Source organism: Streptosporangium sp. NPDC002607 (assembly GCF_053592655.1).
The window spans coordinates 20,539-43,848 of record NZ_JBSFWD010000019.1; the positions used below are offsets into that span (position 1 = coordinate 20,539).

The following is a 23,310-nucleotide window of genomic DNA, read 5'->3' on the forward strand; positions in this document are numbered from 1 at the left end:
CGCTACATGGCCGACAATAGCGGGTTTCCCGCGTCGTACGGCAGCCTCGAGGCGGGGGGCGTCACCTGGCGCCGGGACCGGTGCGCTGAGACCGGGCAGATGCGTACAGACAGACCGCGGCGGCGGTCGCGAGGTTCAGGCTCTCGGCCCGCCCGTAAATCGGAACCCGGACGACGTCGTCGGCCAATCCCAAAATCTCCTCGGGAAGCCCCCAGGCCTCGTTGCCGAAGATCCAGGCCGTCGGGCCGGACAGGTCCATGTCGTCCAGGGTCTGCTTGCCCGCGCCGTCGGCGGCGAGCACCCGCAGCCCGGAACCCTTCAGGTGCTCCACGACCCGGGTCACATGGACACCCGTGGTGACCGGGAGATGGAACAGGCTGCCCGCGCTGGCCCGCACGCACTTGCCGTTGTAGGGATCGACCGAGGCGTCGGTGAAGACCACCGAGTCGGCACCCGCGGCGTCGGCGGTGCGCAGCACCGTGCCCGCGTTGCCCGGGTCGCGAACGTGGGCGAGCACGGCCACCAGCCTGGCGTCGGAGGTGACGGAGTCGTTCAGGGGCACGTGCACGAAGCGGCACACGGCCAGCAGTCCCTGGGGGGTGACGGTCTGGGCCAGCTCGGCCATGACCTCGCCACTGGCCCGGAAGAGGGGCACCCCCGCGGCGGTGGCGGCGGCGATGACGTCGGCGTGGCGCAGCTCGGCCTCGGCGGTGGCGAACAGCTCCACCACGACGCCGTCCAGCGCCAGCGCCTCACGGACCGCCTGTGGCCCCTCTGCCAGGAAGGAGCGGTCGCGGTCCCTGAAGGCCCGCTTGGTCAGCCTCCGCGCGGCCTTGACCCGCGGTGACTTGATATTGGTCAGCTCAGACCCGGCCATGCCCGTCCCCCAAGAATGCGAATGCGGCCCGCAGCGTCATCGCTGCGGACCGCATGGTCGTCAGTGTCTCGCTCAGCCGGCGACCGGCGCGTTCACGTCGGCCGGGAGCGCCTTCTTGGCGGCCTCGACCAGCGTCGCGAACGTGGCGGCGTCGTTGACCGCGAGGTCAGCGAGGATCTTGCGGTCGACCTCGATGGAGGCGAGCCGCAGGCCCTGGATGAGCCTGTTGTAGGTGATGCCGTTCTGGCGGGCAGCGGCGTTGATGCGCTGGATCCAGAGACGGCGGAAGGTGCCCTTGCGGTCCTTGCGGTCGCGGTAGGCGTACGTCATCGAGTGGAGCATCTGCTCCTTGGCCTTGCGGTACAGCCTGGAACGCTGACCCCGATAGCCCTTCGCCCGCTCGAGAACGACCTTGCGCTTCTTCTTGGCGTTGATCGCCCGCTTCACGCGTGCCATGTGTATCTATCTCCCCGGGGGCGGTTACTTAGCGAGCAGCTTCTTGATCTTCTTGGAGTCGGCGTCGGAGAGCACGACCTCGGGCTTGAGACGACGCGTCAAGGTGGACGGCTTGTGCTCGTTGTAGTGCGCACGGTTGGCGCGGCGGCGCACAAGCTTGCCGGAACCCGTGAGCCTGAACCGCTTCTTCGCACCGCTGTGCGTCTTCATCTTCGGCATCTCAGCCGTCTCTCCCTCGATCGTGCCGATGTCCCGGGCCGGTAACCCAAGTCAAGGGCATGCCTGACTACGAGACCGGACCCGGTCTCGACGTGATATCGCGACTACCTGACGATCCAGGCTATGCGAGTTACTCCTGCGGGGCCGCCACCGCTCCGTTGACGGACACCTCGTCGTTGACGTGCGTCTCGTCGCCGGCCGGCGACCTGTCCCCCGAGGGGTTCTCGTCATGCCGCGCCTTGGCCGCCGCCTTCTCGGCCTTGGCCTCAGCCTTCTTCTTGTGCGGGCCGATCACCATGATCATGTTTCGGCCGTCCTGCTTGGGCTGGGACTCGACGAAGCCGAGCTCCGTCACGTCCTCCGCCAGTCGCTGCAGGAGCCGGAAGCCCAGCTCGGGCCGGGACTGCTCCCGACCACGGAACATGATGGTGACCTTGACCTTGTCGCCGGCCTTGAGGAACCGCACCACGTGACCCTTCTTGGTCTCGTAGTCGTGCGGGTCGATCTTCGGCCGGAGCTTGATCTCCTTGATGATGGTGTACGCCTGGTTACGGCGCGCCTCGCGTGCCTTCATCGCGGACTCGTACTTGAATTTGCCGTAGTCCATGAGCTTGCACACTGGCGGGCGAGCCGTTGCCGCGACCTCGACCAGGTCGAGGTCGGCTTCTTGAGCCAGCTTCAAAGCATCGCCGATGGAGACGATGCCCACCTGTTCGCCGTTCGGGCCCACGAGGCGGACCTCGGGCACGCGAATGCGGTCATTGATGCGGGGCTCGGCGCTGATGGGGCCTCCTAGGTTGCGATCCGCGACCTTTCTTACGAAAGGTCGCAACATGCTCGATCGTGCCGGGAAGTCGCAGAACACGCACCCGGTAAAGGCGCGTCGAACGCAAGATGCCCCGCACGTCACGCATGCGGGGCCACATGAACTCGAAGGCTTTATGCCGTTAAGCTCGCCGGAAACCTACCCGGTGTGATCCTGACCTGTCAGCCTTGCGGCCGACGAGGTGGGAGGATGACCTCCGCTTGCGCGTCCAGCAGGAACGCCGGACCGATCGATTAGTCACTCTATCACAACGACACACTCACCCAGAATCATTCCGTTGGAGCGGCACGCCTGACGATCTCGCTCTTCCCCGCCTCGCGCATCGCCTCCACCGGCACGTCCGCGCGGCCGGTCATCATCTCGACCTGCCGGACCGCCTGGTGCAGGAGCATCGGGAAACCCCCGACGACAGTCCCGCCCCGCTCGGCCACCGCCGCCGCCGTCCGGGTGGGCCAGGGTGCGTAGACCACGTCGAAGAGCGCCGGCACGTCCGCCAGCGACTCGGTGAAGCCGTCGGCCGCGCCGGAGGGCAGGGTCGAGACGACCAGGTCGACCCCCAGCGCGGTGTCGAGCTTGTCGAAGGTCTGCACCGTCAGGCTCATGTCCAGCCGCTCGGCCGTCTCGACGGTCTCCGCCGCCCTGGACAGGTCACGGACCACGAGGGTCACCTCGCCCAGACCCAGCTCGCGCAGGGCGGCCAGCGCGGAGGAGGCCGTCGCGCCCCCACCGAGGACGGTCGCGGAGGCGGGCGGGGCCACGCCCGCCTCCGCGAGCGCCCGGACGATGCCGTACACGTCGGTGTTGTGCCCGTGCCGGGCGCCGTCGCGCAGGATCACCGTGTTGGCCCCGCCCACCTGGAGTGCGAGCTCCGAGACGGTGTCGAGCAGCGGCAGCACGGCCCGCTTGAGCGGCATGGTGAGCGAGAGCCCCGCCCAGTCGGCGTCCAGCCCGTCGAGGAGGCCGGGGAGCCCGGCCTCCTCGCACTCGATCGCCTCGTACCGCCAGTCGTGCAGGCCCATGCCCTCGTAGGCGGCGCGGTGCAGGTACGGGGAGAGCGAGTGGGCGATCGGTGACCCCAGGACCGCCGCTCTCAGCATCCGTTCCCCTTGTTTCTCTCGTACTCGGCCTTGAGCGCGAGGAAGTCCGTCTCCGTCGAGGCGAACTTGGTGATCTGCCGCGCCGGGCAGGTGGTCACGAACCAGACCCAGTCCCCCTTGGTGGGGTTGAGCGCCGCCTGGATGGCGTCGTCTCCCGGGTTGGCGATCGGTCCGGGAGGCAGGCCCTCGAACCTGTAGGTGTTGTAGGGCGAGGAACTCTCAAGATCCTTGTGGGAGGACTCGATGCCGTACTTGTTCAGCCCGTACATCACCGTGCTGTCCATCTCCAGCTTGCGGCGGGGATTGCCGTCGAGCCGGTTGTAGATGACCCGGGCCACCTTGCCCATGTCCTCTTTGGTACCGGACTCGGCCTGGACGATGCTGGCGATCGTCATGATCTCGTGCGGAGTGTGCCCGAGTTCCTTGGCCTTACCCTGCAGGTCGTCCTTCTCCGCCGTCTGGGTGAAGCGGTCGACCAGCGCGACCAGGATGTCGGAGGGCGTCATCTTGGGCCTGATGTCGTAGGTGGCCGGGAAGGCGTAGCCCTCCAGTCTGCCCCTGGCGTAGGACGGCAGGCCGAGCTTCCGGCTGTTCTTGGCCGCCTGCTGGAACTCCCTGAGCGGCTTGCCGGTCTTCTCGGCGAGTTGCTTGAGGGTGTCGCTCAGGCGCAGCCCCTCCTTGAGGGTGACCCTCTCCAGCAGCCGCTTTTCCGGATCGAGAAGCTTGACGGCCTCCGCGGCCGCCATCTGCTTGCGCATGCTGTATTCGCCAGGCTGCAGGGAGGAGCTCTTGCCCGCCTGGGCGACGGCGTTGACGAAGGCTTTGACGCTCTTCACCACGCCCTGCTCCTCCAGGGTCTGGGCGACGTCGGAGGCGTTCTGGCCGTCCTTGATCTCCACGACGACCTCGCCGGACCCAGGTCCGGTGTAGTCGTCCGGGGTCATCACGTCGCGGACCCAGGTGTAGCCGTAGAAGCCGGCGGCACCGATGCCGCCGAACAGCACGATGACCGCGAGCATGGGGGCGAGGAAGCCGCCCCGGTTACGGCGGCGCTTCCTACGCCGGCCGCGTCGGCCACCGGAGTCGCGTCCTGAGGACGCGCGAGATCTTCGGCCCGGCCGACCTTCGTCGTCGGAGCCGACCAGGAAGTCCATATCGAGATCGTTCATAGAGACGCTGGCCAATCTCCCGCTAGGGACGGCCTGGCGTCAAGCGGGTGTGCCAAACCGAAGGAAAGCACCCGGCCAGACCTCCCGGTGTCCCGGGAGTGGTCGTCTGGTTCGCGGGTACGGGGCGCCGCATGCGGCGGAACGGGGGGTGTTCCGCCGGGCATCAACGCTTCCCGAGGTATCTGTTCAGCTCTTCCCGGTATCTCACAAACTCACTCTCTTTGTCAGTGAATTTCGTGATTCTATGCTCCGGATCTGTGGTTACGAACCAGAACCAATCACCTTGATCTGGCCGAAGTGCCGCGATCAACGCCTTCTCCCCGGGGTTCGCGATGGGTCCGGGGGGCAGGCCAGGTCTGCGATAGGTGTTGTACGGAGACCTCACCTCGGTGTCCTTCTCGGACACCTCCAGGGTCCTGCGCCTCTGCGCGTACAGCACCGTGGTGTCCAGTTGAAGTGGCGTTCCTGCCCTGATCCGGTTGTAGATCACTCTAGCGATCTTCGGATAGTCCGGGTCCCGCCCACCCTCCGCCTGGACGATGCTCGCCATCGTGACAGCCTCCAGGGGGGTCAACCGCTTCCTGGCGGCCCGCTCCTTGAGGTCGAGTTGCTCGGCGACCTGTTTGTAACGTTCCACCATCGCGACCAGCACGTCCTGAGCGGTCGTGCCGGGCTCGATCTCGTAGGTGGCGGGGAACAGGAAGCCCTCGGCGTTCCTGGCGTACCGTGGCAGGCCCAGCGCCCGCACGTCGTCCGCGGCTCTGGCCAGGTCGGCCCGGCGCATGCCGGTGCCCTCGGCGAGCCGGTCGAGCAGTTCGGGCAGGCGGAGCCCCTCGGGGACGGTGACCCTGAGCACCATCCGCGACTCGGGCGTCACCAGCATGCCGAGTGCCGAGCGGGCGTCCATGCCCCTGCGGAGCCTGAAGTGGCCGGGGTGCAGGCTGCCCGTCCTGGCCTGCTCCTCCGACGCCCTGACGAACGCCCTGGCACTTGCCACCACTCCGGCGTCGGCCAGCGCCAGCCCGATCGCACCGGCACTCGCCCCCTCGGAGATCTCGACGACGACCGTGCCGGACCCCGGCCCCTCGAAGTCGGCGGGCATGAGATAGGGGCGGACCACGACGAGCCCGGCCGCCGTCCCGGCGGCGGTGGCGAGCACCGTCGCCCCGGCCACCAACAGCCATATCGGCCGCGGACGGCTCACCGAACGGTCCCGCCGCCCGGTGGCGCGACAGGGCTGCCGGGAGGCCTGCCGGTGGCGCGTTCGGCGTCCAGCGCCGCCTGGAGCAGCACGACGGCGGCAGCCTGGTCCACCACACCGCGCTGGTTCTTCGCCTTCACCCCGCTGGCCCGCAGTCCCTGCTGGGCGGTGACGGTGGTCAACCGCTCGTCGAACATCCGCACCGGGACGGGCGCCAGCCGGAGTGCGATCCGGTTCGCGAAGTCACGGGCGACGGCCGCCGCCTGCCCCTCGCGCCCGGAGAGCGAGGTCGGCAGGCCGACCACCACCTCGACGACCTCGTACTCGGCCGCGATCTCCGCGAGCCGGTCGAGGTCGCCCTTGCCACGCCGGACGGTCTCCACCGGCGTGGCAAGCAACCCCGAGGGATCGCTTCTGGCCACGCCGATACGGACCGAGCCGGCATCGACGCCCAGCCGAATGCCGTTTCTCATCATCTCTGTCTCCACCCTCGTACCGGCCACGGCTCGAGAGTGTCGTTCCCCATCAGGTGAGCGTCTGCGTGATCGCCTGCTCGACGGCCGCGAGCGCCTCGTCGATCGCCTCGGGGCGCACACCGCCTCCCTGAGCGACGTCATCCTTACCGCCACCGCCACCTCCGAGTGCCTTCGCGGCGACGCCGACCAGACGGCCGGCCTTCAGGCCGCGATCGCGTCCCACCTCGTTGACCGCGGCCACGACGACCGGCCGGTCATTGGGGACACCGGCGACGACGACGACCGCAGCGCGGTCGCTCGGGAACCGGCCGCGCACGTCGAGTGCGAGTTTACGCAGATCATCAGGAGATGTTCCATCAGGCGCACGGTGCGTCACAACGGAGACTCCATGCAGATCACGGGCGTTTCCCGCCATCTCCCCCGCACCGGCGAGCGCCTGGGCCGAGCGCAACGTGGCCAGTTCCTTCTCCGCGGAGCGCAACCGGGTGACGATGCCCTCGACGCGTTCGGGGAGCTCTTCCCTGCGCGCCTTGAGCTGCTCCGACAACTGGGCGACGAGCACGCTCTCCCTGGCCAGGAAGCGGAACGCGTCGAGGCCGACCAGGGCCTCCACCCGGCGCACACCCGCACCGATCGAGGCCTCACCCAGCACCTTGACCAGGCCCAGCTGCCCGGAGCTGGCGACGTGGGTGCCACCGCAGAGCTCACGGGAGTACTCACCGACCTCGACGATGCGGACGGTGTCGCCGTACTTCTCACCGAACAGGGCCAGCGCGCCCATCGCGCGGGCCTCGGCCTGGGAGGTGTGGAAGGCGTTGACCCGCAGGTCGTTGATCAGGACCGCGTTGACCTCATCCTCGACGTCGCGCAACACGCTGGGCGGCACGGCGCCCGCGGCGGTGAAGTCGAAGCGGAAGCGGCCCGGCGAGTTCTCGGAACCGGCCTGCGCCGCGGTCTCGCCCAGCGCGTTGCGGAAGCCCCGGTGCACCAGGTGGGTGGCGGTGTGGCTGCGGGAGATGGCCCGGCGCCGCTCGACGTCGATCTCGGCCTGGGCCGTCTCGCCCACCCGGATCTCCCCGGTACGGACCTTGCCCCGGTGCACGACGAGGCCGGCGACCGGGGACTGCACGTCCACGATCTCCACCTCGGCCCCGCCGGTGCGGATGAGGCCCTGGTCGGAGAGCTGGCCGCCGCCCTCGGCGTAGAACGGGGTGCGGCTCAGCACGACCTCGACCGCCGTACCCGCGCCCGCCGCGGCGACGGAGGCGCCGTCGACGAGGAGGCCGGCGACCTCGGCCTCGGCCGTCACGTGGTCGTAGCCGAGGAACTCGACCTTGCCGGCCTTCTCCAGGATCTGGCCGAAGACCGAGATGTCGGCGTTGCCGGTCTTCTTGGAGGCGGCGTCGGCCTTGGCCCGGTCGCGCTGCTCCTTCATCAGCCGGCGGAAGCCCTCCTCGTCGACCTGCAGCCCCTGCTCGGAGGCCATCTCCAGGGTCAGGTCGATCGGGAACCCGTAGGTGTCGTGGAGCTGGAAGGCCTGGTCGGCCGCGAGCGTGCCCCGCCCCTTGCGCTTGGTCTCCTCGGCCGCCACGTCGAAGATCGCGGTGCCGGTGCGGAGGGTACCGAGGAAGGACCCCTCCTCCGCGTCGATGACGCCGTGGATCTGCGGGGCGTCGGCCCTGAGCTCCGCGTACTGCTGGCCCATGACATCGACGGTCACCGCGGTGAGCTCGTGCATGTAGCGCTCCTCACCCGCGCCGAGCAGGCGCAGGTTACGGATGGCACGGCGCAGGATGCGGCGAAGCACGTATCCCCGGCCCTCGTTGGAGGGCAGCACCCCGTCGGCCACGAGCATCACGCCGGTCCTGACGTGGTCGGCGACGACCCGCAGCGAGACGTCGGCGCGCTCGTCGCGGCCGTAACGCGTCTTGGTGAGCTCCGCGGCCCGGTCAAGGATCTTGTACGTGGTGTCGATCTCGTAGATGTTGTCGACGCCCTGCAGAATCGCCGCCATGCGCTCCAGGCCCATGCCCGTGTCGACGCTCTTGGCCGGCAGCTCGCCGACGATGTCGAAGTCCACCTTGCTGCGGACCGCACCGAGCTGGAACTGCATGAAGACGTTGTTCCACACCTCGAGGTAGCGGTTCTCGTCGACGATCGGGCCGCCCTCGCGCCCGTACTCGGCACCGCGGTCGTAGTAGATCTCGCTGCACGGCCCGCCGGGACCCGGCACGCCCATGTGCCAGTAGTTGTCCGCCAGGTCACGGCGCTGGATGCGCTCCAGCGGCACTCCGGCCTTCCTGTGCCAGATGTCGGCGGCCTCGTCGTCGTCGAGGTAGACGGTGACCCAGAGGCGGTCCTCGGGGAAGCCGAACCCGCCCTCGGACTCGGGCTTGGTCAGCAGCTCCCAGGCGAACGGGATCGCCTGCTCCTTGAAGTAGTCGCCGAAGGAGAAGTTTCCGAGCATCTGGAAGAAGCTGGCGTGCCTGGTCGTCTTGCCGACCTCGTCGATGTCGAGGGTCCTGACGACCTTCTGCGCGCTGGTGGCCCGCTTGTAGGGCGGCTTCTGCTGGCCCAGGAAGTAGGGCTTGAAGGGCACCATGCCCGCGTTGACCAGAAGCAGCGTCGGGTCCTCGGCGATGAGGCTGGCCGAGGGCACAACGGTGTGCCCACGCTCCTCGAAGAAGCGCAGGAAGCGGCGGGCGATCTCTGCCGACTCCATGTCAGCGGCCATCCTTTACGTTGGAGTGATTGGGGTTTTCCACAGTGTCGAGCCCGAACCTGGATCGCAACTCGGTTTCCCGTTCGGCCGCCCCCCGCAGGGCGTCCTCCGCGAGATCCCGCGCCTGCTCCAGGACCCCGCCCGCGTTCCGAACGGCCCGGCGGGCCAGGTGGTTCGGGTGCAGTGCCTGAAGCTTACGCATGACCCACAGCGCGCCGAACGCGCCCAGGCCCATGTAGAACAGCCTGCGGATCATCTCCGCCGCCTTTCCAGCGCCTGCGCGGCGGGCCTGGCGCGCCTGCGGGCACCCACGGCCCGGCGGACACCGTGGGTGAGGGCCGCGACCTTGATCAGCGGCCCGGTGACCAGGTTCTGGGTGACGTCGCTGACCTTGGCCACGTGCCCGCTGACCTGCTTGACGTCCCTGGTGATCGCCTCGATGGCGACCAGCTGACGGTTGGTCTCGCCGACGGCGGCCGACACGTCCTCCAGCAGCGGCACGACGCGGTCGCCCAGCTGGGAGACCATCTTGGTGGTCTCGGTGAGCAGGCGGGCCAGCCTGACCATGACGACGGCCATGAAACAGACCAGGATCGCCCAGGCCATCGCGACGATCAGCCCCGCGACCTCTCCTGCGGTAAGCATGTGCGGACCCGTCCCCTCATAGGTGACCCCGGCCATGGTCGGGTGGATTGGCAAAACCCTATCGTGCCCGATATCACTCATCCTCACTTACCGCGCGCGACCGGACCACGCCTTCGGGGCCGGTCGGGCCTTTCGGGGAAGGCCCGCCTCCGAAGGACCCGGGTGCTCTTCGGACCGCACGGGGTTCACGGTGCCTCCGCGCCCACGCCCGGCCCGCCCTCCGTACCGTACGGGGAGCGCACGGTCCGCGGGCCGTACCCGAAGGCGTCCGCGCACAGCTGCGCGAACCGGTCGACCCCGGGGAGCATGAGGGCCCAGCCGGCCGGCGCCCAGCCGAGGTGGATATGGGTGAGGACGTACGCCATCGCGGCCACGCCCTGGAAAACCCGCCCGTCCGCGCGCTCGTAGCTGATCCGGCGCGGCCCCGAGGGGTGCTCCTCGGCGGCCAGCACCCGCAGCCCCGCGGGCCGCCTGCGGACGATCCATCTCCCCACTGCCGAGCACGCGACGCAGCCGCCTGACACGTACACCGAGGCCGACGGCATGACGGGCCGCAGGCGCGGCACCCATGGACGGACGGCCCGCCGGTAGGCCGCCCACTCCTCAACAGGGGCGGGCGCTGCTGGCGACGATGCGCGCGTGCAACGCCGCCGCCACTAGGGCAGCCGAGATCGCTTTTGCCCACCGCACCGCGAACAAGCTCGTACTGCAGAAGCTCGTCTACGCCGACCTGCGCCAGGAGTTCGGGCTGTCGGCGCAAATGGCCGCCCGCTCCATCGCCAAGGCCTGCCAGGCCTACAAGCGCGACAAGACCATCAAGCCGGTCTTCCGCCGGCTGGGGGCGGTCGCCTACGACCCGCGCATCCTCACCTGGAAAGGCCCAGATTCGATCAGTCTCCTCACCTTGAGCGGCCGGGTCGTCGTGCCCGTTCTCTACCGGGGGCGGTGGCTGAACAGTGCAGGAGCGACCCTGCGGGGTCAGGCGGATCTCGTCTATCGCGACGGCGTGTTCTTCCTCTCCGTGGTCGTCGAGGTGCCCGCTCCACCCTCGGGGGAGGAGCCGAGGGAGTGGCTGGGGGTTGATCTGGGCATCGTCAACCTCGCCACCGACTCCACGGGTGAGTCCTACAGCGGCAAGGGGGTACGGGCGGTGCGGCGGCGTAACGCCCGCCTCCAGGCCAAGGGCACGAAATCCGCCAAGCGGCTGCTGAAGAGGCGCCGCCGTAAGGAGTCGCGGTTCGCCCGCGACGTCAACCACGTCATCTCCAAACAACTGGTCGGCAAGGCCAAAGACACCCGCGCCGGGATCGCCCTGGAAGACCTTCAAGGCATTCGGGACCGGGTCACGGTTCGTAAGGCTCAGCGTGCCGACCTGAACTCCTGGGGTTTTCATCAACTGCGCACGTTCGTGGCGTACAAGACCGCCCTGGCCGGGGTGGTCGTACGGCTGGTGGACCTGCGCAACACCTCCCGCACCTGCCCGGGGTGCGGCCACCTCGACAGGCGGAACCGTCCTACCCGGGATGGGTTCCGGTGTGTTTCGTGCGGGCTCGCTGGCCCGGCGGACTACTTCGCGGCGATCAACATCGGTCGCCGGGCAGTGCGTCACGCTGCCGACGACGCGGCCTGAACCGTCGAATCCATCGACGGCAAGGAGCTGCAAGCTCGGCCCCCTCGGGGCCGAGAAGCTGACCCATCTCGACGCCGACCGCTCGCGCACCGAGGCCCTGTTCAACCTGGCCGGACGGGTCGCCCCACGCGCCAGGCTGCTGACCATGCGCTTCCCGCGCCGGCGCGCCCCGCTCGCGGAGCGGGGCCGCCCGGCCGGGTGAGCCCTCGAGCCGGAGCCGGGCAGGGGGAGCGGGACGACCCGCGAGATCGTACGTGGCGGCGCGCCGGGGAGCCGGGCGAGCGGTACGGCAGGTCACTCTCCGCGCAGGAAGGTGCGGATCCTGGACCAGCGGTCGGCGAAGCCCGCCTCGGCGCCGTGCCGGGTGGGCCGGTAGTAGCGCCGGTCCCTGAGCTCCTCGGGCGCGTACTCCTGACGGACCAGGCCGTGCTCGAAGTCGTGGGGGTACTTGTAGCCCTTGCCGTGGCCGAGCTTCTTGGCTCCCGGGTAGTGGGCGTCACGCAGATGGTCGGGGACATGGCCGATGTTGCCGCGCCGCACGTCCTCGGAGGCCGCGCCGATGGCATTGATCACCGCGTTGGACTTGGGGGCCAGCGCGCAGTGGACGACCGCCTGGGCCAGGTTGAGCCGCCCCTCCGGCAGGCCGATGAACTCCACCGCCTGGGCCGCGGCCACCGCGACCTGCAGGCAGGTGGGATCGGCCATGCCGACGTCCTCGGAGGCGAAGATGACGATCCTGCGGGCGATGAACCGGGGGTCCTCGCCCGCCTCGACCATCCGGGCGAGGTAGTGCAGCGCGGCGTCGGCGTCGGAGCCCCGCATGCTCTTGATGAAACCGCTGATCACGTCGTAGTGCTGGTCGCCTTGACGGTCGTAGCGCACAGCCGCCTTGTCCACCGCCCGCTCCACCACCTCGACGGTGACCTCGCCGTCGGCGGAGATCAGCGCGGCGGCCTCCAGGTAGGTGAGCGACCTGCGGGCGTCGCCGCCGGCCAGCCGCACCAGATGCTCGGCGGCCTCGGGCGCCAGGCGCACCCTTCCCTCCAGGCCACGCGGGTCGGCGACGGCGCGCTCCAGCACCACCCGGATGTCGTCTTCCGACAGCGACTCCAGGGTCAGCAGCAGCGAGCGCGACAGCAGGGGCGAGATGACGGAGAAGAAGGGGTTCTCCGTGGTGGCGCCGATGAAGGTGACCCAGCGGTTCTCCACGGCGGGCAGCAGGGCGTCCTGCTGCGCCTTGTTGAAACGGTGCACCTCGTCGACGAACAGGACGGTCTGGCGACCGGACATGCCCAGCTCTCGCCGGGCCTGCTCGATGGCCGCGCGGACCTCCTTGACACCCGCCGACACCGCGGAGACCTCCACGAAGCGGCGTTTGGTGACGCCCGCCACCACGTAGGCGAGGGTGGTCTTGCCGGTGCCCGGCGGGCCCCAGAGGAAGAGCGACATCGGCGCCTCGGCCTCGACGAGGCGGCGCAGCGGCGTACCGGAGCCCAGCAGGTGCCGCTGGCCGATCACCTCGTCCAGGCTCCTGGGGCGCATCCGCACCGCCAGGGGCTCCTGGCCGCGATGGGCCTCCTCCGCCGCCGAATCGAACAGGCTGTCCACTCCTGAGACAGTACCGCTGCCCGGCTACGCCTCAGTTCGCCCAGACGGTGACGGCCCCGCTGTGCCCGGCCCGCACCACGTAGTAGAGCGCGACGGCGGCCAGGACCACGGTCAGCGCCGAGACGGCCAGCCCCGCCCGACGGCCGAACCGGTCACCGCGCGAGACGTGGACGAGAGCCAGCGACATCACCCCGAGGGCGAGGGTGACGAGCAGCAGGGGGATGCTGAAGCTCGCGTGCTCGGCTATGCGTTCACCGACCTGCCCGCCCGCGGAGGCGAAACGGCCCTCCTCCAGCGACTCCCCGCTCTCCCGTGCCACGAAGACGCTCACCGGCACTATCGGGGCGAGCCCGACCACCGCCCAGGTGAGCACGGGCCGGGTGCGGGGCAGCAGCGCGTACACGGCGGCGAGCACCGCCAGGAGCGGGGTCAGGACCACGGCGGCGTGGACGACCAGGGGGTGGAGGGGCAGGCCGAGGATCTCGTCGAACATGGAGCGCTCCGGTGGTGCGTGGCTCGTCATCAGCAAGTACGGATCCCACCATGAACGGGTTATGGAGAGTGTGAAGAGATCCCGGTCTTTCCCCTCTGTCCCCATCCGGCGAATTCCGCCACTTACGTGCAGCACACCTTAGGGCCGGTACGCTTTCCGCCAGTCCGTAGTCATGTAACAGTAATCCTGGAGGACATAGCGGTGAGCGCCGAGGACCGCCAGAGCCAGTTGGCTCGGGAGCACAAGGAGCGGCAGGCGAAACGTGCTGAGCAGAAGAGCACGTCGAAGCGGAACGCCGTCATCGGAGCGGTCATCGCGGTGGTCGTCGTCGCGGGAGGCCTGTTCGCCGGGGTGAGGCTCCTCGGTGGTGACGGCAAGGAGGTCCAGGCCGCCGCGACGCCCGATGCGAGCAGCACACCGTCCGAGGACGCCGTCGCGACGCCCGAGCCGAGCATCACGGCCCCCCCGGCCCCCGTGACCTGTTCCTACCGCAAGGACACCAGCGGCAGCCCGATGAAGAACGTGGGCAGGCCGCCGACCAAGCCCAACCTGAAGTTGAAGACCATGACGATCACCACCAACCACGGTGACATCGTGATCGACCTGGCGACCGCGCAGGCCCCCTGCACGGTCAACTCCTTCGCCTTCCTGGCCAGGAAGCACTTCTTCGACAACACCAAGTGCCACCGCCTGGCCACCCCGGAGAACTCCGGCCTGGGCCTGCTGCAGTGCGGTGACCCGCAGGCCAAGGCCGACGGCAAGAACCCCACCGACGGTCAGGGCAGCTCGGGCTACGTCTACGACAGCGAGAACCTCGGCGGGATCCCGTACACCAGGGGCACGGTCGCGGTGGCCCAGGCGATCGACGCCGTCAACCAGAACGGCAGCCAGTTCTGGATCTCGCTGGCCGACGAGACCGACCAGGTGGAGAAGGCCTACACCCCCTTCGGCGTCGTCTCCCAGGGCCTGGAGATCCTCGAAAAGATCTACAAGGGCGGCTGGATCACCAACCCCGACGACATCACCGGCGACGGCGGCTCCAACGCTCCCAAGATCCCGGTGATCATCAAGACCGTACGGCTCTCCTAGCCGGATCCGCGACGGCCCGCCGCCCGCGAGGCGCCCCGGTGGTCATCCGACCGCCGGGGCGTCTCGCGGTATCACCCCCGTACGACTCGGGGCGAGGCCGCCCGCCCGGGAGCCGGGACGCCGGCGCGGACGCCGGAGCGGCCGGGTAAGGGACGTGGGGCCGGTGCCGTCCGGGAAGCCCGGCACCCTCCGCCCGGCCGCGCAGGATGCCCGACAGGCCCGCGGAGAGCACCATCGGGGCCACCTGCCCCAGACACACCGAGGGCCCCCGGAGCGTCGTCCGGGGGCCCTCGGTCACTTCTGGTGCGGACCTCGGATCAGGCGTCGGCCTTGGGCCTGCTGTCGACGCCGGCCTCCTTGCGCTGCTCCGCCGTGATCGGGGTGGGCGCGCCGGTCAGCGGGTCGAAGCCCGAGGCCGTCTTCGGGAAGGCGATGACGTCGCGGATGGAGTCACCTCTCGCCAGGAGCATGCAGATCCGGTCCCAGCCGTAGGCGATGCCGCCGTGCGGCGGCGGGCCGTACTTGAACGCCTCCAGCAGGAAGCCGAACTTGTTCTCCGCCTCCTCCTTGGAGATGCCGAGCACGTCGAAGACGCGCTGCTGCATCTCGGCACGGTGGATCCGGATCGAGCCGCCACCGATCTCCATACCGTTGCAGACCATGTCGTAGGCGTAGGCCAGGGCCTCGCCGGGGTGGTCCTGGAAGTTGTCCGCCCACTCAGGCTTGGGACCGGTGAAGGGGTGGTGCACCGCGGTCCAGCCGCCCTCGCCGTCCTCCTCGAACATGGGGGCGTCGACGATCCACAGGAAGTTCCACACCGACTCGTCGATCAGGTCGCAGCGACGGCCGATCTCCAGCCGGGCCGCGCCGAGCAGGTCACGGGAGGCGGAGGCCGCACCGGCCGCGAAGAAGATCGCGTCACCGGGCTCGGCACCCACCTTGGCGGCCAGGCCGGCCGCCTCGGTCTCCGACAGGTTCTTGGCGACGGGCCCGCCGAGCGTGCCGTCCTCCCCGACGAGCACGTAGGCCAGGCCCTTGGCGCCGCGCGACCTGGCCCACTCCTGCCAGCCGTCCAGCTCCTTGCGGGTCTGCGAGGCACCGCCCGGCATGACCACCGCGCCCACGTACGGCGCCTGGAACACGCGGAAGGTGGTGTCGGCGAAGAACTCCGTCATCTCGACGAGCTCCTGGCCGAAGCGCAGGTCGGGCTTGTCGGAGCCGTAGCGGGCCATGGCGTCGCGGTAGGTCATCCGGGGCAGCGGCACCGGCAGGTCGTAGCCGACCGTCTCCTTCCAGATGCGCCCGATCAGCACCTCGCCCAGGGCGATGATGTCGTCCTGGTCCACGAAGGACATCTCGACGTCGATCTGGGTGAACTCCGGCTGCCGGTCGGCGCGCAGGTCCTCGTCGCGGTAGCACTTGGCGAGCTGGTAGTAGCGCTCAAGCCCGGCGACCTGGAGAAGCTGCTTGAACAGCTGGGGCGACTGGGGCAGGGCGTACCAGTTGCCCGGCTGGAGCCGGACCGGGACGAGGAAGTCGCGGGCGCCCTCGGGGGTCGAACGGGTCAGCGTCGGGGTCTCGACGTAGACGAACCCGTGCTCGTTCATCACCTCGTGGGCGAGGTAGGTGGCCTTGGAACGGGTGCGCATGGCGTGCGCGACCTGATGGCGGCGGATGTCGAGGTAGCGATACTTGAGCCTGGCCTCCTCTGAAATGCCGGCCGCGCCTTCAATGGGGAACGGCAGCGGGGCGGACTCGCTGAGCACCTCGACCTCGGAGGCGACGACCTCGATCGCACCGGTCGGCAGGTCGGGGTTCTCGTTGCCCTCGGGGCGGACCCGCACCTGCCCGACGACCTTGACGCAGTATTCGGCGCGCAGGCCGTGGGCGTCGTCCTCCTCGCGGAAGACCACCTGGGCGGAGCCGGAGGCGTCACGCAGGTCGATGAAGACCACGCCGCCGTGGTCGCGGCGTCGCCCCACCCATCCGGCGAGCGTCACCTGCTGCCCGGCGTGCTCCTCGCGCAGTGATCCCGCTTCGTGCGTGCGGATCATTTGTCCAGTCTCTCCTTCAACGTCGTGACGATCTCAGCGAGTGGTACGGCGGTCTGCTCTCCGCTGACCAGGTCCTTGACCTGCGCGGTCCCCGCGGCGATATCACGCTCGCCGAGGATCACCGCGTGGCTCGCCCCCGAGCGGTCGGCGCCCTTCATGGCGCCCTTGACACCCTTGCCGCCGAACGACATGTCGGCGGCCAGGCCCGCCCGGCGCAACTCGGTGACAAGAAGGAACATCCGGCGGCGCGCCTCCTCACCCAGCGGCACACCGTACACCTGTACGCGCGCCTGTTCGCCGTCGCCCGCGAACAGGCCCTCGGCCTCCATGGCCAGGACCGTACGGTCGACGCCGAGCGCCCAGCCGACGCTGGGCAGGGCGGGACCGCCGAGCATCTCGCTCAGCCCGTCGTAGCGGCCCCCGCCGCCGACCGCGGACTGGGAGCCGAGCCCGTCGTGGACGAACTCGAACGTGGTCCGCGTGTAGTAGTCGAGGCCGCGGACCAGCCGGGGGTCGTCGGTGTAGGCCACGCCGGAGGCGGTCAGCAGCGAGCGGACCTCCTCGTGATAGGCCTTGCACGCCCCGCACAGGTGGTCGACGACCAGCGGCGCGCCGGCCAGCCGCTCCTGCACCTCGGGGCGCTTGTCGTCGAGCACGCGCAGCGGGTTGATCTCGATCCGCTGCCGGGTGGGCTCGTCGAGGTCGAGGCCGCGCAGGAAGTCCTGGAGCGCGGCCCGGTAGACGGGGCGGCACTCCCTGTCACCCAGCGTGTTGATCAGCAGCCGGACCCCGGTGAGCCCCAGCGCGGCGTAGCCGTCGACGGCCAGCAGGATCAGCTCGGCGTCGAGCGCCGGGTCCTCGGAGCCCAGCGCCTCGGCGCCGACCTGCCAGAAGTGGCGGTAGCGGCCCTTCTGCGCCCGCTCGTAGCGGAACTGGCTGCCCGAGTACCAGAGCTTCACCGGAAGCTGCCCGTTGTGCAGGCCGTGCTGGAGGACCGCGCGCACCACCGAGGCGGTGCCCTCCGGGCGCAGCGTGATGGAGCGCCCGCCCTTGTCCTCGAAGGTGTACATCTCCTTGGAGACGATGTCCGTCGACTCACCGACGCCGCGCACGAACAGCGCGGTGTCCTCGAAGACCGGCGTCTCGATGTAGCCGTAACCCGCCCGGCGGGCGGGGGCGGTCAGCGCCTCGCGTACGGCGAGCGCCCGCTCCGAACGCGGTGGGAGCCAGTCGAAGGTGCCCTTGGGCGCCTGCAAAGTCATTGTCTAAAGTCCCCTGCCGGGGCCGCGGTCGTGCCCGAGACCTGCGGGGCCTGCGCCCGCGGCCTGCTCCGCCTCCGCGAGATACGGATTGGTGGCACGCTCTTGGCCGATCGTGGTCTGTGGTCCGTGGCCGGGCAGCACCACCGTGTCCGCCGGCAGCGGCAGGCACTTGGCCGCCAGGCTGCGCAGGATGGTCGGGTAGTCGCCGCCTGGAAGATCTGTGCGGCCGATGGAGCCGGCGAAGAGCAGATCGCCCGAGAACAGCACGTCGGGGATCTCCTCGGTGCTGGGCAACCTGAAGGTCACCGACCCCCTGGTATGGCCGGGGGCGTGGTCGACGGTGAGCTCCAGGCCCGCCAGCCGCAACACCTCGCCGTCCGCGAGCTCGCGCACGTCGTCCGGCTCGGTGAAGGTCAGTCCCCCGAACAGTTGCTGTTTCGCGGACAGCGACATCCCCTTGCCGGGATCGGACAGCAGCGCGCGGTCTTCGGGATGGATCCACGCGGGGACGTCACGCGCGCCGCAGACCGGGGCGACCGACCACATGTGGTCGAGGTGCCCGTGGGTGACCAGCACCGCGACCGGTTTGAGCCTGTGCTCGCGCAGCAGGTCATCGAGGTCGCCGACGGCGTTCTGGCCGGGATCGACGACCACGCACTCCTCGCCCGCGGCGGGAGCGACGACGTAACAGTTGGTCTGGAAGGACCCTGCGGGAAAGCCGGCGATGAGCATCTGCCTCAGCTGATCTCGTCAAGAATGCGGATGGGAATGTAACCGAAGGGTACCGGTGCGGGTCGGCGGGCTGCGAACCATTACCCATTGGCCGATACGATTCGCCCACCTCATTAAGTACGACTCGGCACTCGGGAGGGCGAAGCGGTGAGCGGCAGGGAGCGCCAGAAGCAGTTGGCGCGCGAGCACTACGAGCGGCAGACGAAGCGGCGCATCGAACGTGAGGCCAAGGTCGCCAGGGCCAAGCGCATCGCACTCATCGGCACCAGTGTGGTCGGTGTGCTGGCCGTGGCGGGTGTGATCGTCGCGACCAACGTGTTCGGGGGTTCCGACACGACGGCGACCGCCGATCCGGCACCCTCGGGGAACCCCTCGGAGACGGCCTCCGCGGACGCCGGCGCGCAGCCGACGGCCTTCGACGCGGCCAGCGGCACCTGCGGCTACGTCGCCTCGGAAGGCGGCACGACCAAGGACGTGGGCCTGCCTCCGGCGAAGGTCGACAAGACTCCCACGACGATGACCCTGAAGACCAACCAGGGCGACATCGTCATCGAGGTGTCGGCCGACAAGACACCGTGCACCGTCAACTCCTTCGCCTTCCTGGCGCAGAAGAAGTACTTTGACGGCTCCAAGTGTCACCGGCTGGGCTCCGACCAGTTCCCGATGCTGCAGTGCGGCGACCCGCTGGCCAAGGCCGACGGCAAGAACCCCACCGACGGTCAGGGCGGCCCGGGCTACCGCTTCGTCAACGAGAACCTGGAGGGCGCCAAGTACACGCGCGGCGTCGTGGCCATGGCCAACAGCGGTCCCGACACCAACGGCAGCCAGTTCTTCCTCGTGTACGGCGACGCCCCACTGACGCCGGACTACACACCCTTCGGTACGGTCACCAAGGGCCTGGAGATCCTCGACAAGGTGAACAAGGCGGGCGTCATCACTCCGGGACCTGACGGCACCGGGGCACCGAAGGAAACCCTCGAAATCAAAGACGTGACAATGTCCAGCAAGAGCTGACGTAATACATACAAGGGGCGGTAAGTCCCGAAAGGCTGATGAAAGTGCGGGAGGACACGGTGAGCACCGACCCGTGGGGCCGGGTAGACGACGACGGCACCGTCTACGTACGTACGGCTGAGGGAGAACGGGCCGTCGGGTCCTGGCAGGCCGGCGAACCGGAAGAGGCACTCGCCTACTTCCATCGCAAGTTCGACGAGCTGGCCGGGCAGGTCACCCTGCTCGAACAGCGGGTCCGCGGCACCGATCTGCCGCCCGCCCAGGCGGAGGCGACCATCGTCAAGCTCCGTGAGGCGATCACCGACGCGCACGCGGTCGGTGACCTCGACGCGCTGCTGAACCGCCTCAACACCCTCACGGAGCTGGTCGCCCAGCGCCGGGAGGAGGTCAAGGCCGCTCGCGACGTGGCCAGGGCCGAGGCCAAGGGCGTCAAGGAGCGGATCGTCGCCGAGGCCGAGCGCATCGCCGACGACACCACCCACTGGAAGACCGGTGGCGAGCGGCTGCGCCAGCTGATCGAGGAGTGGAAGGCCGCCGAGCGCATCGACCGGGTGACCGAGGCGGCGCTGTGGAAGCGCCTGTCGGCGGCCCGCACGGCCTTCGCCAAGCGGCGCAAGGCCTATTTCGCGGGGCTGGACGAGCAGCGCGAGGGCGTGCGCTCCACCAAGGAGCGCATCGTGGCCGAGGCCGAGGCGCTGGCCTCGTCCACCGACTGGGGTTCCACCGCGTCGGCCTACCGCGAGCTGATGCAGGAGTGGAAGTCCGCAGGCCGGGCCTCCCGGGAGGTCGAGGACGAGCTCTGGGGCCGTTTCAAGGGCGCCCAGGACCAGTTCTTCCAGGCGCGTTCGGCCGTCTTCGCCGAGCGCGACGCCTCGCTGGCGGCCAACGCCGAGGTCAAGGAGCAACTCCTGACCGAGGCCGAGAAGATCCTCCCGGTCACCGACGCCCGTGCGGCCAGGAGCGCCCTGCGCGGCATCCTGGAGCGCTGGGAGGCCGCGGGCCCGGTCCCGCGCGAGCAGCGCGACCGGCTGGAGGGTGGCCTGCGCAAGATCGACGACGCGGTCCGCAAGGCCGAGGAGGCGGAGTGGAAGCGCTCCAACCCCGAGGCACGCGCCCGCGCCCAGAACACGGTCGACCAGCTGCGCAAGTCGATCGCGCAGTTGGAGGGCCGCCTGGCCAAGGCCAGGGACGCGGGCAGGGACAAGGACGTCAAGGACACCGAGGAGGCCCTGGCCGCCCGCCGTTCCTGGCTGGAGGAGGCCGAGCGCACGCTCGCCGAGTTCTCCTGACCCCTTTCGCGAGCGGCTGACGCGATCTGAAGGACCGTCAGGGCCGCGGAGGGCTTCCCGACCGGGGAGCGTCCTCCGCGGCCCTGACGTTCGCGACGGGGCGTCGGCGCCTCCCCTGCTCGGAGAATCCGAGGGCGCCCGACGCTCAGGAACCGGCGCCGCTGACCCGGTAGACGTCGTAGACGCCCTGGATGTTGCGGACGGCCTTCAGGACGTGACCCAGATGCTTGGGGTCGCCCATCTCGAAGGTGAACTTGCTGATCGCCACCCTGTCCCTGGACGTCGTCACCGACGCCGACAGGATGTTGACGTGCTGGTCGGAGAGCGTGCGGGTCACGTCGGAGAGCAGGCGCGGCCGGTCGAGCGCCTCGACCTGCAGCGCGACCAGGAACACCGAGTCGTCCGCGGCGGACCAGGCGACCTCGACCAGGCGGTCGGGCTCGGACTTGAGCTGATCCATGTTGGGACAGTTGGTACGGTGCACCGACACGCCATGCCCGCGGGTGACGAACCCGACGATCTCATCGCCGGGCACGGGAGTGCAGCATCGCGACAGGCGGACCCAGACGTCGGAGTCGCCCGCGACGACCACTCCGGCACCGCCACTGCCCCGGGGACGGCCGCGCAGCTTGGTCGGCACGGAGGCCTCGGCGATGTCCTCTTCCGCACCGTCCACTCCTCCGATGGACGTCACGAGCTTCTGCACGACCGCCTGCGCGGCGATGTGGCCCTCTCCCACGGCCGCGTAGAGCGCGGAGACGTCCGGGTAGCGCAGATCCCTGGCGAGGGCCAGGAGGGACTCTCCGGACATCAGGCGCTGCAGCGGCAGGCCCTGCTTGCGCATGGCGCGGCCGATCGCCTCCTTGCCCGCCTCGATCGCGGTCTCGCGGCGCTCCTTGGAGAACCACTGCCGGATCTTGTTACGGGCCCGTCCCGACTTGACGAACTTCAGCCAGTCACGCGAGGGGCCCGCGTCGGGCGACTTGGAGGTGAAGATCTCCACCGTGTCGCCGTTGCCCAGCCGCGACTCCAGGGGCACCAGGCGGCCGTTGACCCTGGCTCCGATGCAACGGTGCCCCACCTCGGTGTGCACGGCGTAGGCGAAGTCGACGGGCGTCGCGTTCTCGGGCAGGGCGATGACCTGACCCCGGGGCGTGAAGACATAGACCTCCGAGACCGACAGGTCGAACCTGAGCGACTCCAGGAACTCCCCCGGGTCGGCGGTCTCCTTCTGCCAGTCGAGGAGCTGGCGCAGCCACGCCATGTCGCTGGCGGGCTTCAGCTTCGCCCCCGGAGGACCGGAGGTGGTCATGTCCTCCTTGTACTTCCAGTGCGCCGCCACGCCGTACTCGGCCCTGTGGTGCATCCCGTGGGTGCGGATCTGCAGCTCCACCGGCTTGCCCTCCGGGCCGATGACCGTGGTGTGCAGCGACTGGTACATGTTGAACTTGGGCATCGCGATGTAGTCCTTGAACCGGCCGGGCACCGGGTTCCATCGCGCGTGAATCGTTCCGAGTGCCGCGTAGCAGTCGCGGACCGTGTCGACCAGCACCCGGATGCCGACCAGGTCGTAGATGTCGTCGAAGGCGACGTCCCTGGCGATCATCTTCTGGTAGACGGAGTAGTAGTGCTTGGGGCGGCCCTTGACGGCCGCGCGGATCTTGGCGTCGCGCAGGTCGCCGGAGACCTTCTCGATGACCTCCTGCAGGAACAGGTCCCTGCGCGGAGCCCGTTCCGAGACCATCCGGGCGATCTCGTCGTAGCGCTTGGGGTAGAGCATGGCGAACGCGAGGTCCTCCAGCTCCCACTTGATGGTGTTCATGCCCAGCCGGTGGGCGAGCGGCGCGAAGATCTCCAGCGTCTCGCGGGACTTCTGGTGCCGCTTGTGCTCGGGCAGGTAGCGCATGGTGCGCATGTTGTGCAGCCGGTCGGCGAGCTTGATCACCAGCACCCGGATGTCCCGGGACATCGCCACGACCATCTTGCGTACGGTCTCGGCCTCGGCCGCGGCGCCGAACTTGACCTTGTCGAGCTTGGTGACGCCGTCGACCAGCAGTGCGATGTTGTCGCCGAAGTCCGAGCGCAGCTCGTCCAGGCCGTAGGCGGTGTCCTCGACGGTGTCGTGCAGCAGCGCGGCGCACAGCGTCTCGTCGTCGGTGCCGAGCTCGGCCAGGATCGTCGCCACCGCCAGCGGGTGGGTGATGTACGGGTCACCGCTTTTGCGCTTCTGGTCGCGGTGGTGATAGGCCGCCACGTCGTAGGCGCGCTCGATGAGCCGCAGGTCCGCCTTCGGATGGGTAGCGCGGACCGTGCGGAACAGCGGCTCCAGAACCGGATTCATGCCGCCACCCCATTGCCCCCCAAAACGTGCGAGCCTTCGCCTTACCGCCGGCTTCTCCTCGACGGCTCCGGACATGGCGGAACCGGCGTCGCCTGCTGGGACGGCCATCT

General features: G+C 69.4%; 22 protein-coding genes. 4 read left to right on the forward strand and 18 right to left on the reverse strand.

Annotated elements, in window-relative coordinates:
• Nucleotides 1-61: 61 nt before the first annotated feature.
• From ACWD3H_RS21945 to ACWD3H_RS22000, 12 genes are all read right to left on the reverse strand, one after another.
• Complete coding sequence (locus tag ACWD3H_RS21945; RefSeq protein ID WP_433378266.1) at nucleotides 62-877, reverse strand: TrmH family RNA methyltransferase; 816 nt, start codon at nucleotides 875-877, stop codon at nucleotides 62-64.
• 72 nt (nucleotides 878-949) lie between these two features.
• On the reverse strand, nucleotides 950-1,333 hold the full coding sequence (gene rplT, locus ACWD3H_RS21950) for a 50S ribosomal protein L20 (RefSeq protein WP_012892552.1): 384 nt from the start codon (nucleotides 1,331-1,333) through the stop codon (nucleotides 950-952).
• A gap of 24 nt (nucleotides 1,334-1,357) precedes the next feature.
• Nucleotides 1,358-1,552, reverse strand: coding sequence for a 50S ribosomal protein L35 (gene rpmI / locus ACWD3H_RS21955; protein WP_030920046.1), 195 nt, complete (start codon nucleotides 1,550-1,552; stop codon nucleotides 1,358-1,360).
• Nucleotides 1,553-1,682: 130 nt separating this feature from the next.
• The gene (infC, locus tag ACWD3H_RS21960; RefSeq protein ID WP_355553676.1) at nucleotides 1,683-2,387 is read right to left on the reverse strand and encodes a translation initiation factor IF-3; all 705 of its coding nucleotides are present in this window, start codon (nucleotides 2,385-2,387) and stop codon (nucleotides 1,683-1,685) included.
• A 260-nt stretch (nucleotides 2,388-2,647) separates the two neighbouring features.
• Nucleotides 2,648-3,472, reverse strand: a complete 825-nt coding sequence (locus tag ACWD3H_RS21965; RefSeq protein WP_451956372.1) for a shikimate dehydrogenase — start codon at nucleotides 3,470-3,472, stop codon at nucleotides 2,648-2,650.
• Nucleotides 3,469-4,644: an endolytic transglycosylase MltG gene (mltG, locus tag ACWD3H_RS21970; protein ID WP_451956287.1), complete on the reverse strand. Its 1,176-nt coding sequence runs from the start codon at nucleotides 4,642-4,644 to the stop codon at nucleotides 3,469-3,471. The genes ACWD3H_RS21965 and mltG (ACWD3H_RS21970) overlap by 4 nt, the downstream gene beginning before the upstream one ends.
• A gap of 163 nt (nucleotides 4,645-4,807) precedes the next feature.
• Nucleotides 4,808-5,848, reverse strand: a complete 1,041-nt coding sequence (gene mltG / locus ACWD3H_RS21975; protein WP_451956288.1) for an endolytic transglycosylase MltG — start codon at nucleotides 5,846-5,848, stop codon at nucleotides 4,808-4,810.
• Complete coding sequence (gene ruvX, locus ACWD3H_RS21980) at nucleotides 5,845-6,318, reverse strand: Holliday junction resolvase RuvX (protein WP_355553719.1); 474 nt, start codon at nucleotides 6,316-6,318, stop codon at nucleotides 5,845-5,847. Before ruvX ends, mltG (ACWD3H_RS21975) begins: the two co-directional genes overlap by 4 nt.
• Nucleotides 6,319-6,370: 52 nt before the next feature.
• On the reverse strand, nucleotides 6,371-9,043 hold the full coding sequence (gene alaS, locus ACWD3H_RS21985) for an alanine--tRNA ligase (protein ID WP_451956289.1): 2,673 nt from the start codon (nucleotides 9,041-9,043) through the stop codon (nucleotides 6,371-6,373).
• 1 nt (nucleotide 9,044) lies between these two features.
• A complete protein-coding gene (locus ACWD3H_RS21990; protein ID WP_451956290.1) occupies nucleotides 9,045-9,299 on the reverse strand; it encodes a hypothetical protein in 255 nt (84 codons plus the stop codon).
• Nucleotides 9,296-9,688, reverse strand: a complete 393-nt coding sequence (locus ACWD3H_RS21995) for a DUF948 domain-containing protein (RefSeq protein ID WP_030920026.1) — start codon at nucleotides 9,686-9,688, stop codon at nucleotides 9,296-9,298. Before ACWD3H_RS21995 ends, ACWD3H_RS21990 begins: the two co-directional genes overlap by 4 nt.
• A 185-nt stretch (nucleotides 9,689-9,873) precedes the next feature.
• Nucleotides 9,874-10,182: a hypothetical protein gene (locus ACWD3H_RS22000; RefSeq protein WP_451956291.1), complete on the reverse strand. Its 309-nt coding sequence runs from the start codon at nucleotides 10,180-10,182 to the stop codon at nucleotides 9,874-9,876.
• Between the two features lie 74 nt (nucleotides 10,183-10,256).
• Here ACWD3H_RS22000 and ACWD3H_RS22005 point away from each other — a divergent pair, with 74 nt between their 5' ends.
• Nucleotides 10,257-11,318, forward strand: a complete 1,062-nt coding sequence (locus tag ACWD3H_RS22005; protein WP_451956292.1) for an RNA-guided endonuclease InsQ/TnpB family protein — start codon at nucleotides 10,257-10,259, stop codon at nucleotides 11,316-11,318.
• A gap of 294 nt (nucleotides 11,319-11,612) precedes the next feature.
• Here ACWD3H_RS22005 and ACWD3H_RS22010 read toward each other — a convergent pair whose 3' ends face one another.
• Nucleotides 11,613-12,926 carry a replication-associated recombination protein A gene (locus ACWD3H_RS22010; protein ID WP_451956293.1) on the reverse strand — a complete coding sequence of 438 codons (1,314 nt, stop codon included), beginning with the start codon at nucleotides 12,924-12,926 and terminating at the stop codon, nucleotides 11,613-11,615.
• Nucleotides 12,927-12,957: 31 nt separating this feature from the next.
• Nucleotides 12,958-13,419 carry a hypothetical protein gene (locus tag ACWD3H_RS22015; RefSeq protein WP_350927296.1) on the reverse strand — a complete coding sequence of 154 codons (462 nt, stop codon included), beginning with the start codon at nucleotides 13,417-13,419 and terminating at the stop codon, nucleotides 12,958-12,960.
• 201 nt (nucleotides 13,420-13,620) lie between these two features.
• On the opposite strand from ACWD3H_RS22015, the gene ACWD3H_RS22020 reads away from it, so the two are divergent.
• Nucleotides 13,621-14,508, forward strand: a complete 888-nt coding sequence (locus tag ACWD3H_RS22020) for a peptidylprolyl isomerase (RefSeq protein ID WP_451956294.1) — start codon at nucleotides 13,621-13,623, stop codon at nucleotides 14,506-14,508.
• A gap of 317 nt (nucleotides 14,509-14,825) precedes the next feature.
• Here the strand turns inward: ACWD3H_RS22020 and aspS are convergent, their stop codons facing one another.
• From aspS to ACWD3H_RS22035, 3 genes are read right to left on the reverse strand one after another with little or no spacing between them, the layout of a single operon-like run.
• Nucleotides 14,826-16,562, reverse strand: a complete 1,737-nt coding sequence (aspS, locus tag ACWD3H_RS22025) for an aspartate--tRNA ligase (protein WP_451956295.1) — start codon at nucleotides 16,560-16,562, stop codon at nucleotides 14,826-14,828.
• The gene (hisS, locus tag ACWD3H_RS22030) at nucleotides 16,559-17,824 is read right to left on the reverse strand and encodes a histidine--tRNA ligase (protein ID WP_355553646.1); all 1,266 of its coding nucleotides are present in this window, start codon (nucleotides 17,822-17,824) and stop codon (nucleotides 16,559-16,561) included. Before hisS ends, aspS begins: the two co-directional genes overlap by 4 nt.
• Nucleotides 17,825-17,827: 3 nt before the next feature.
• Complete coding sequence (locus ACWD3H_RS22035) at nucleotides 17,828-18,556, reverse strand: MBL fold metallo-hydrolase (RefSeq protein WP_350927288.1); 729 nt, start codon at nucleotides 18,554-18,556, stop codon at nucleotides 17,828-17,830.
• Nucleotides 18,557-18,703: 147 nt separating this feature from the next.
• Here ACWD3H_RS22035 and ACWD3H_RS22040 point away from each other — a divergent pair, with 147 nt between their 5' ends.
• Together ACWD3H_RS22040 and ACWD3H_RS22045 are read left to right on the forward strand one after the other, a co-directional pair.
• Nucleotides 18,704-19,570: a peptidylprolyl isomerase gene (locus ACWD3H_RS22040; RefSeq protein WP_451956296.1), complete on the forward strand. Its 867-nt coding sequence runs from the start codon at nucleotides 18,704-18,706 to the stop codon at nucleotides 19,568-19,570.
• 38 nt (nucleotides 19,571-19,608) lie between these two features.
• A complete protein-coding gene (locus ACWD3H_RS22045) occupies nucleotides 19,609-20,859 on the forward strand; it encodes a DUF349 domain-containing protein (RefSeq protein ID WP_355553637.1) in 1,251 nt (416 codons plus the stop codon).
• 145 nt (nucleotides 20,860-21,004) lie between these two features.
• Here the strand turns inward: ACWD3H_RS22045 and ACWD3H_RS22050 are convergent, their stop codons facing one another.
• A complete protein-coding gene (locus ACWD3H_RS22050) occupies nucleotides 21,005-23,200 on the reverse strand; it encodes a RelA/SpoT family protein (RefSeq protein ID WP_350927282.1) in 2,196 nt (731 codons plus the stop codon).
• Nucleotides 23,201-23,310 lie beyond the last annotated feature (110 nt).

Coding starts and splice junctions, on each gene's coding strand:
- ACWD3H_RS21945 (WP_433378266.1), bottom strand. CDS start 877: ATGGCCGGGTCTGAGCTGACCAATATCAAGTCACCGCGGGTCAAGGCC.
- rplT (WP_012892552.1), bottom strand. CDS start 1,333: ATGGCACGCGTGAAGCGGGCGATCAACGCCAAGAAGAAGCGCAAGGTC.
- rpmI (WP_030920046.1), bottom strand. CDS start 1,552: ATGCCGAAGATGAAGACGCACAGCGGTGCGAAGAAGCGGTTCAGGCTC.
- infC (WP_355553676.1), bottom strand. CDS start 2,387: ATGTTGCGACCTTTCGTAAGAAAGGTCGCGGATCGCAACCTAGGAGGC.
- mltG (WP_451956287.1), bottom strand. CDS start 4,644: ATGAACGATCTCGATATGGACTTCCTGGTCGGCTCCGACGACGAAGGT.
- ruvX (WP_355553719.1), bottom strand. CDS start 6,318: ATGAGAAACGGCATTCGGCTGGGCGTCGATGCCGGCTCGGTCCGTATC.
- alaS (WP_451956289.1), bottom strand. CDS start 9,043: ATGGAGTCGGCAGAGATCGCCCGCCGCTTCCTGCGCTTCTTCGAGGAG.
- ACWD3H_RS21990 (WP_451956290.1), bottom strand. CDS start 9,299: ATGATCCGCAGGCTGTTCTACATGGGCCTGGGCGCGTTCGGCGCGCTG.
- ACWD3H_RS21995 (WP_030920026.1), bottom strand. CDS start 9,688: ATGCTTACCGCAGGAGAGGTCGCGGGGCTGATCGTCGCGATGGCCTGG.
- ACWD3H_RS22005 (WP_451956292.1), top strand. CDS start 10,257: ATGGACGGACGGCCCGCCGGTAGGCCGCCCACTCCTCAACAGGGGCGG.
- ACWD3H_RS22015 (WP_350927296.1), bottom strand. CDS start 13,419: ATGTTCGACGAGATCCTCGGCCTGCCCCTCCACCCCCTGGTCGTCCAC.
- aspS (WP_451956295.1), bottom strand. CDS start 16,562: ATGATCCGCACGCACGAAGCGGGATCACTGCGCGAGGAGCACGCCGGG.
- hisS (WP_355553646.1), bottom strand. CDS start 17,824: ATGACTTTGCAGGCGCCCAAGGGCACCTTCGACTGGCTCCCACCGCGT.
- ACWD3H_RS22035 (WP_350927288.1), bottom strand. CDS start 18,556: ATGCTCATCGCCGGCTTTCCCGCAGGGTCCTTCCAGACCAACTGTTAC.
- ACWD3H_RS22045 (WP_355553637.1), top strand. CDS start 19,609: ATGAAAGTGCGGGAGGACACGGTGAGCACCGACCCGTGGGGCCGGGTA.
- ACWD3H_RS22050 (WP_350927282.1), bottom strand. CDS start 23,200: ATGAATCCGGTTCTGGAGCCGCTGTTCCGCACGGTCCGCGCTACCCAT.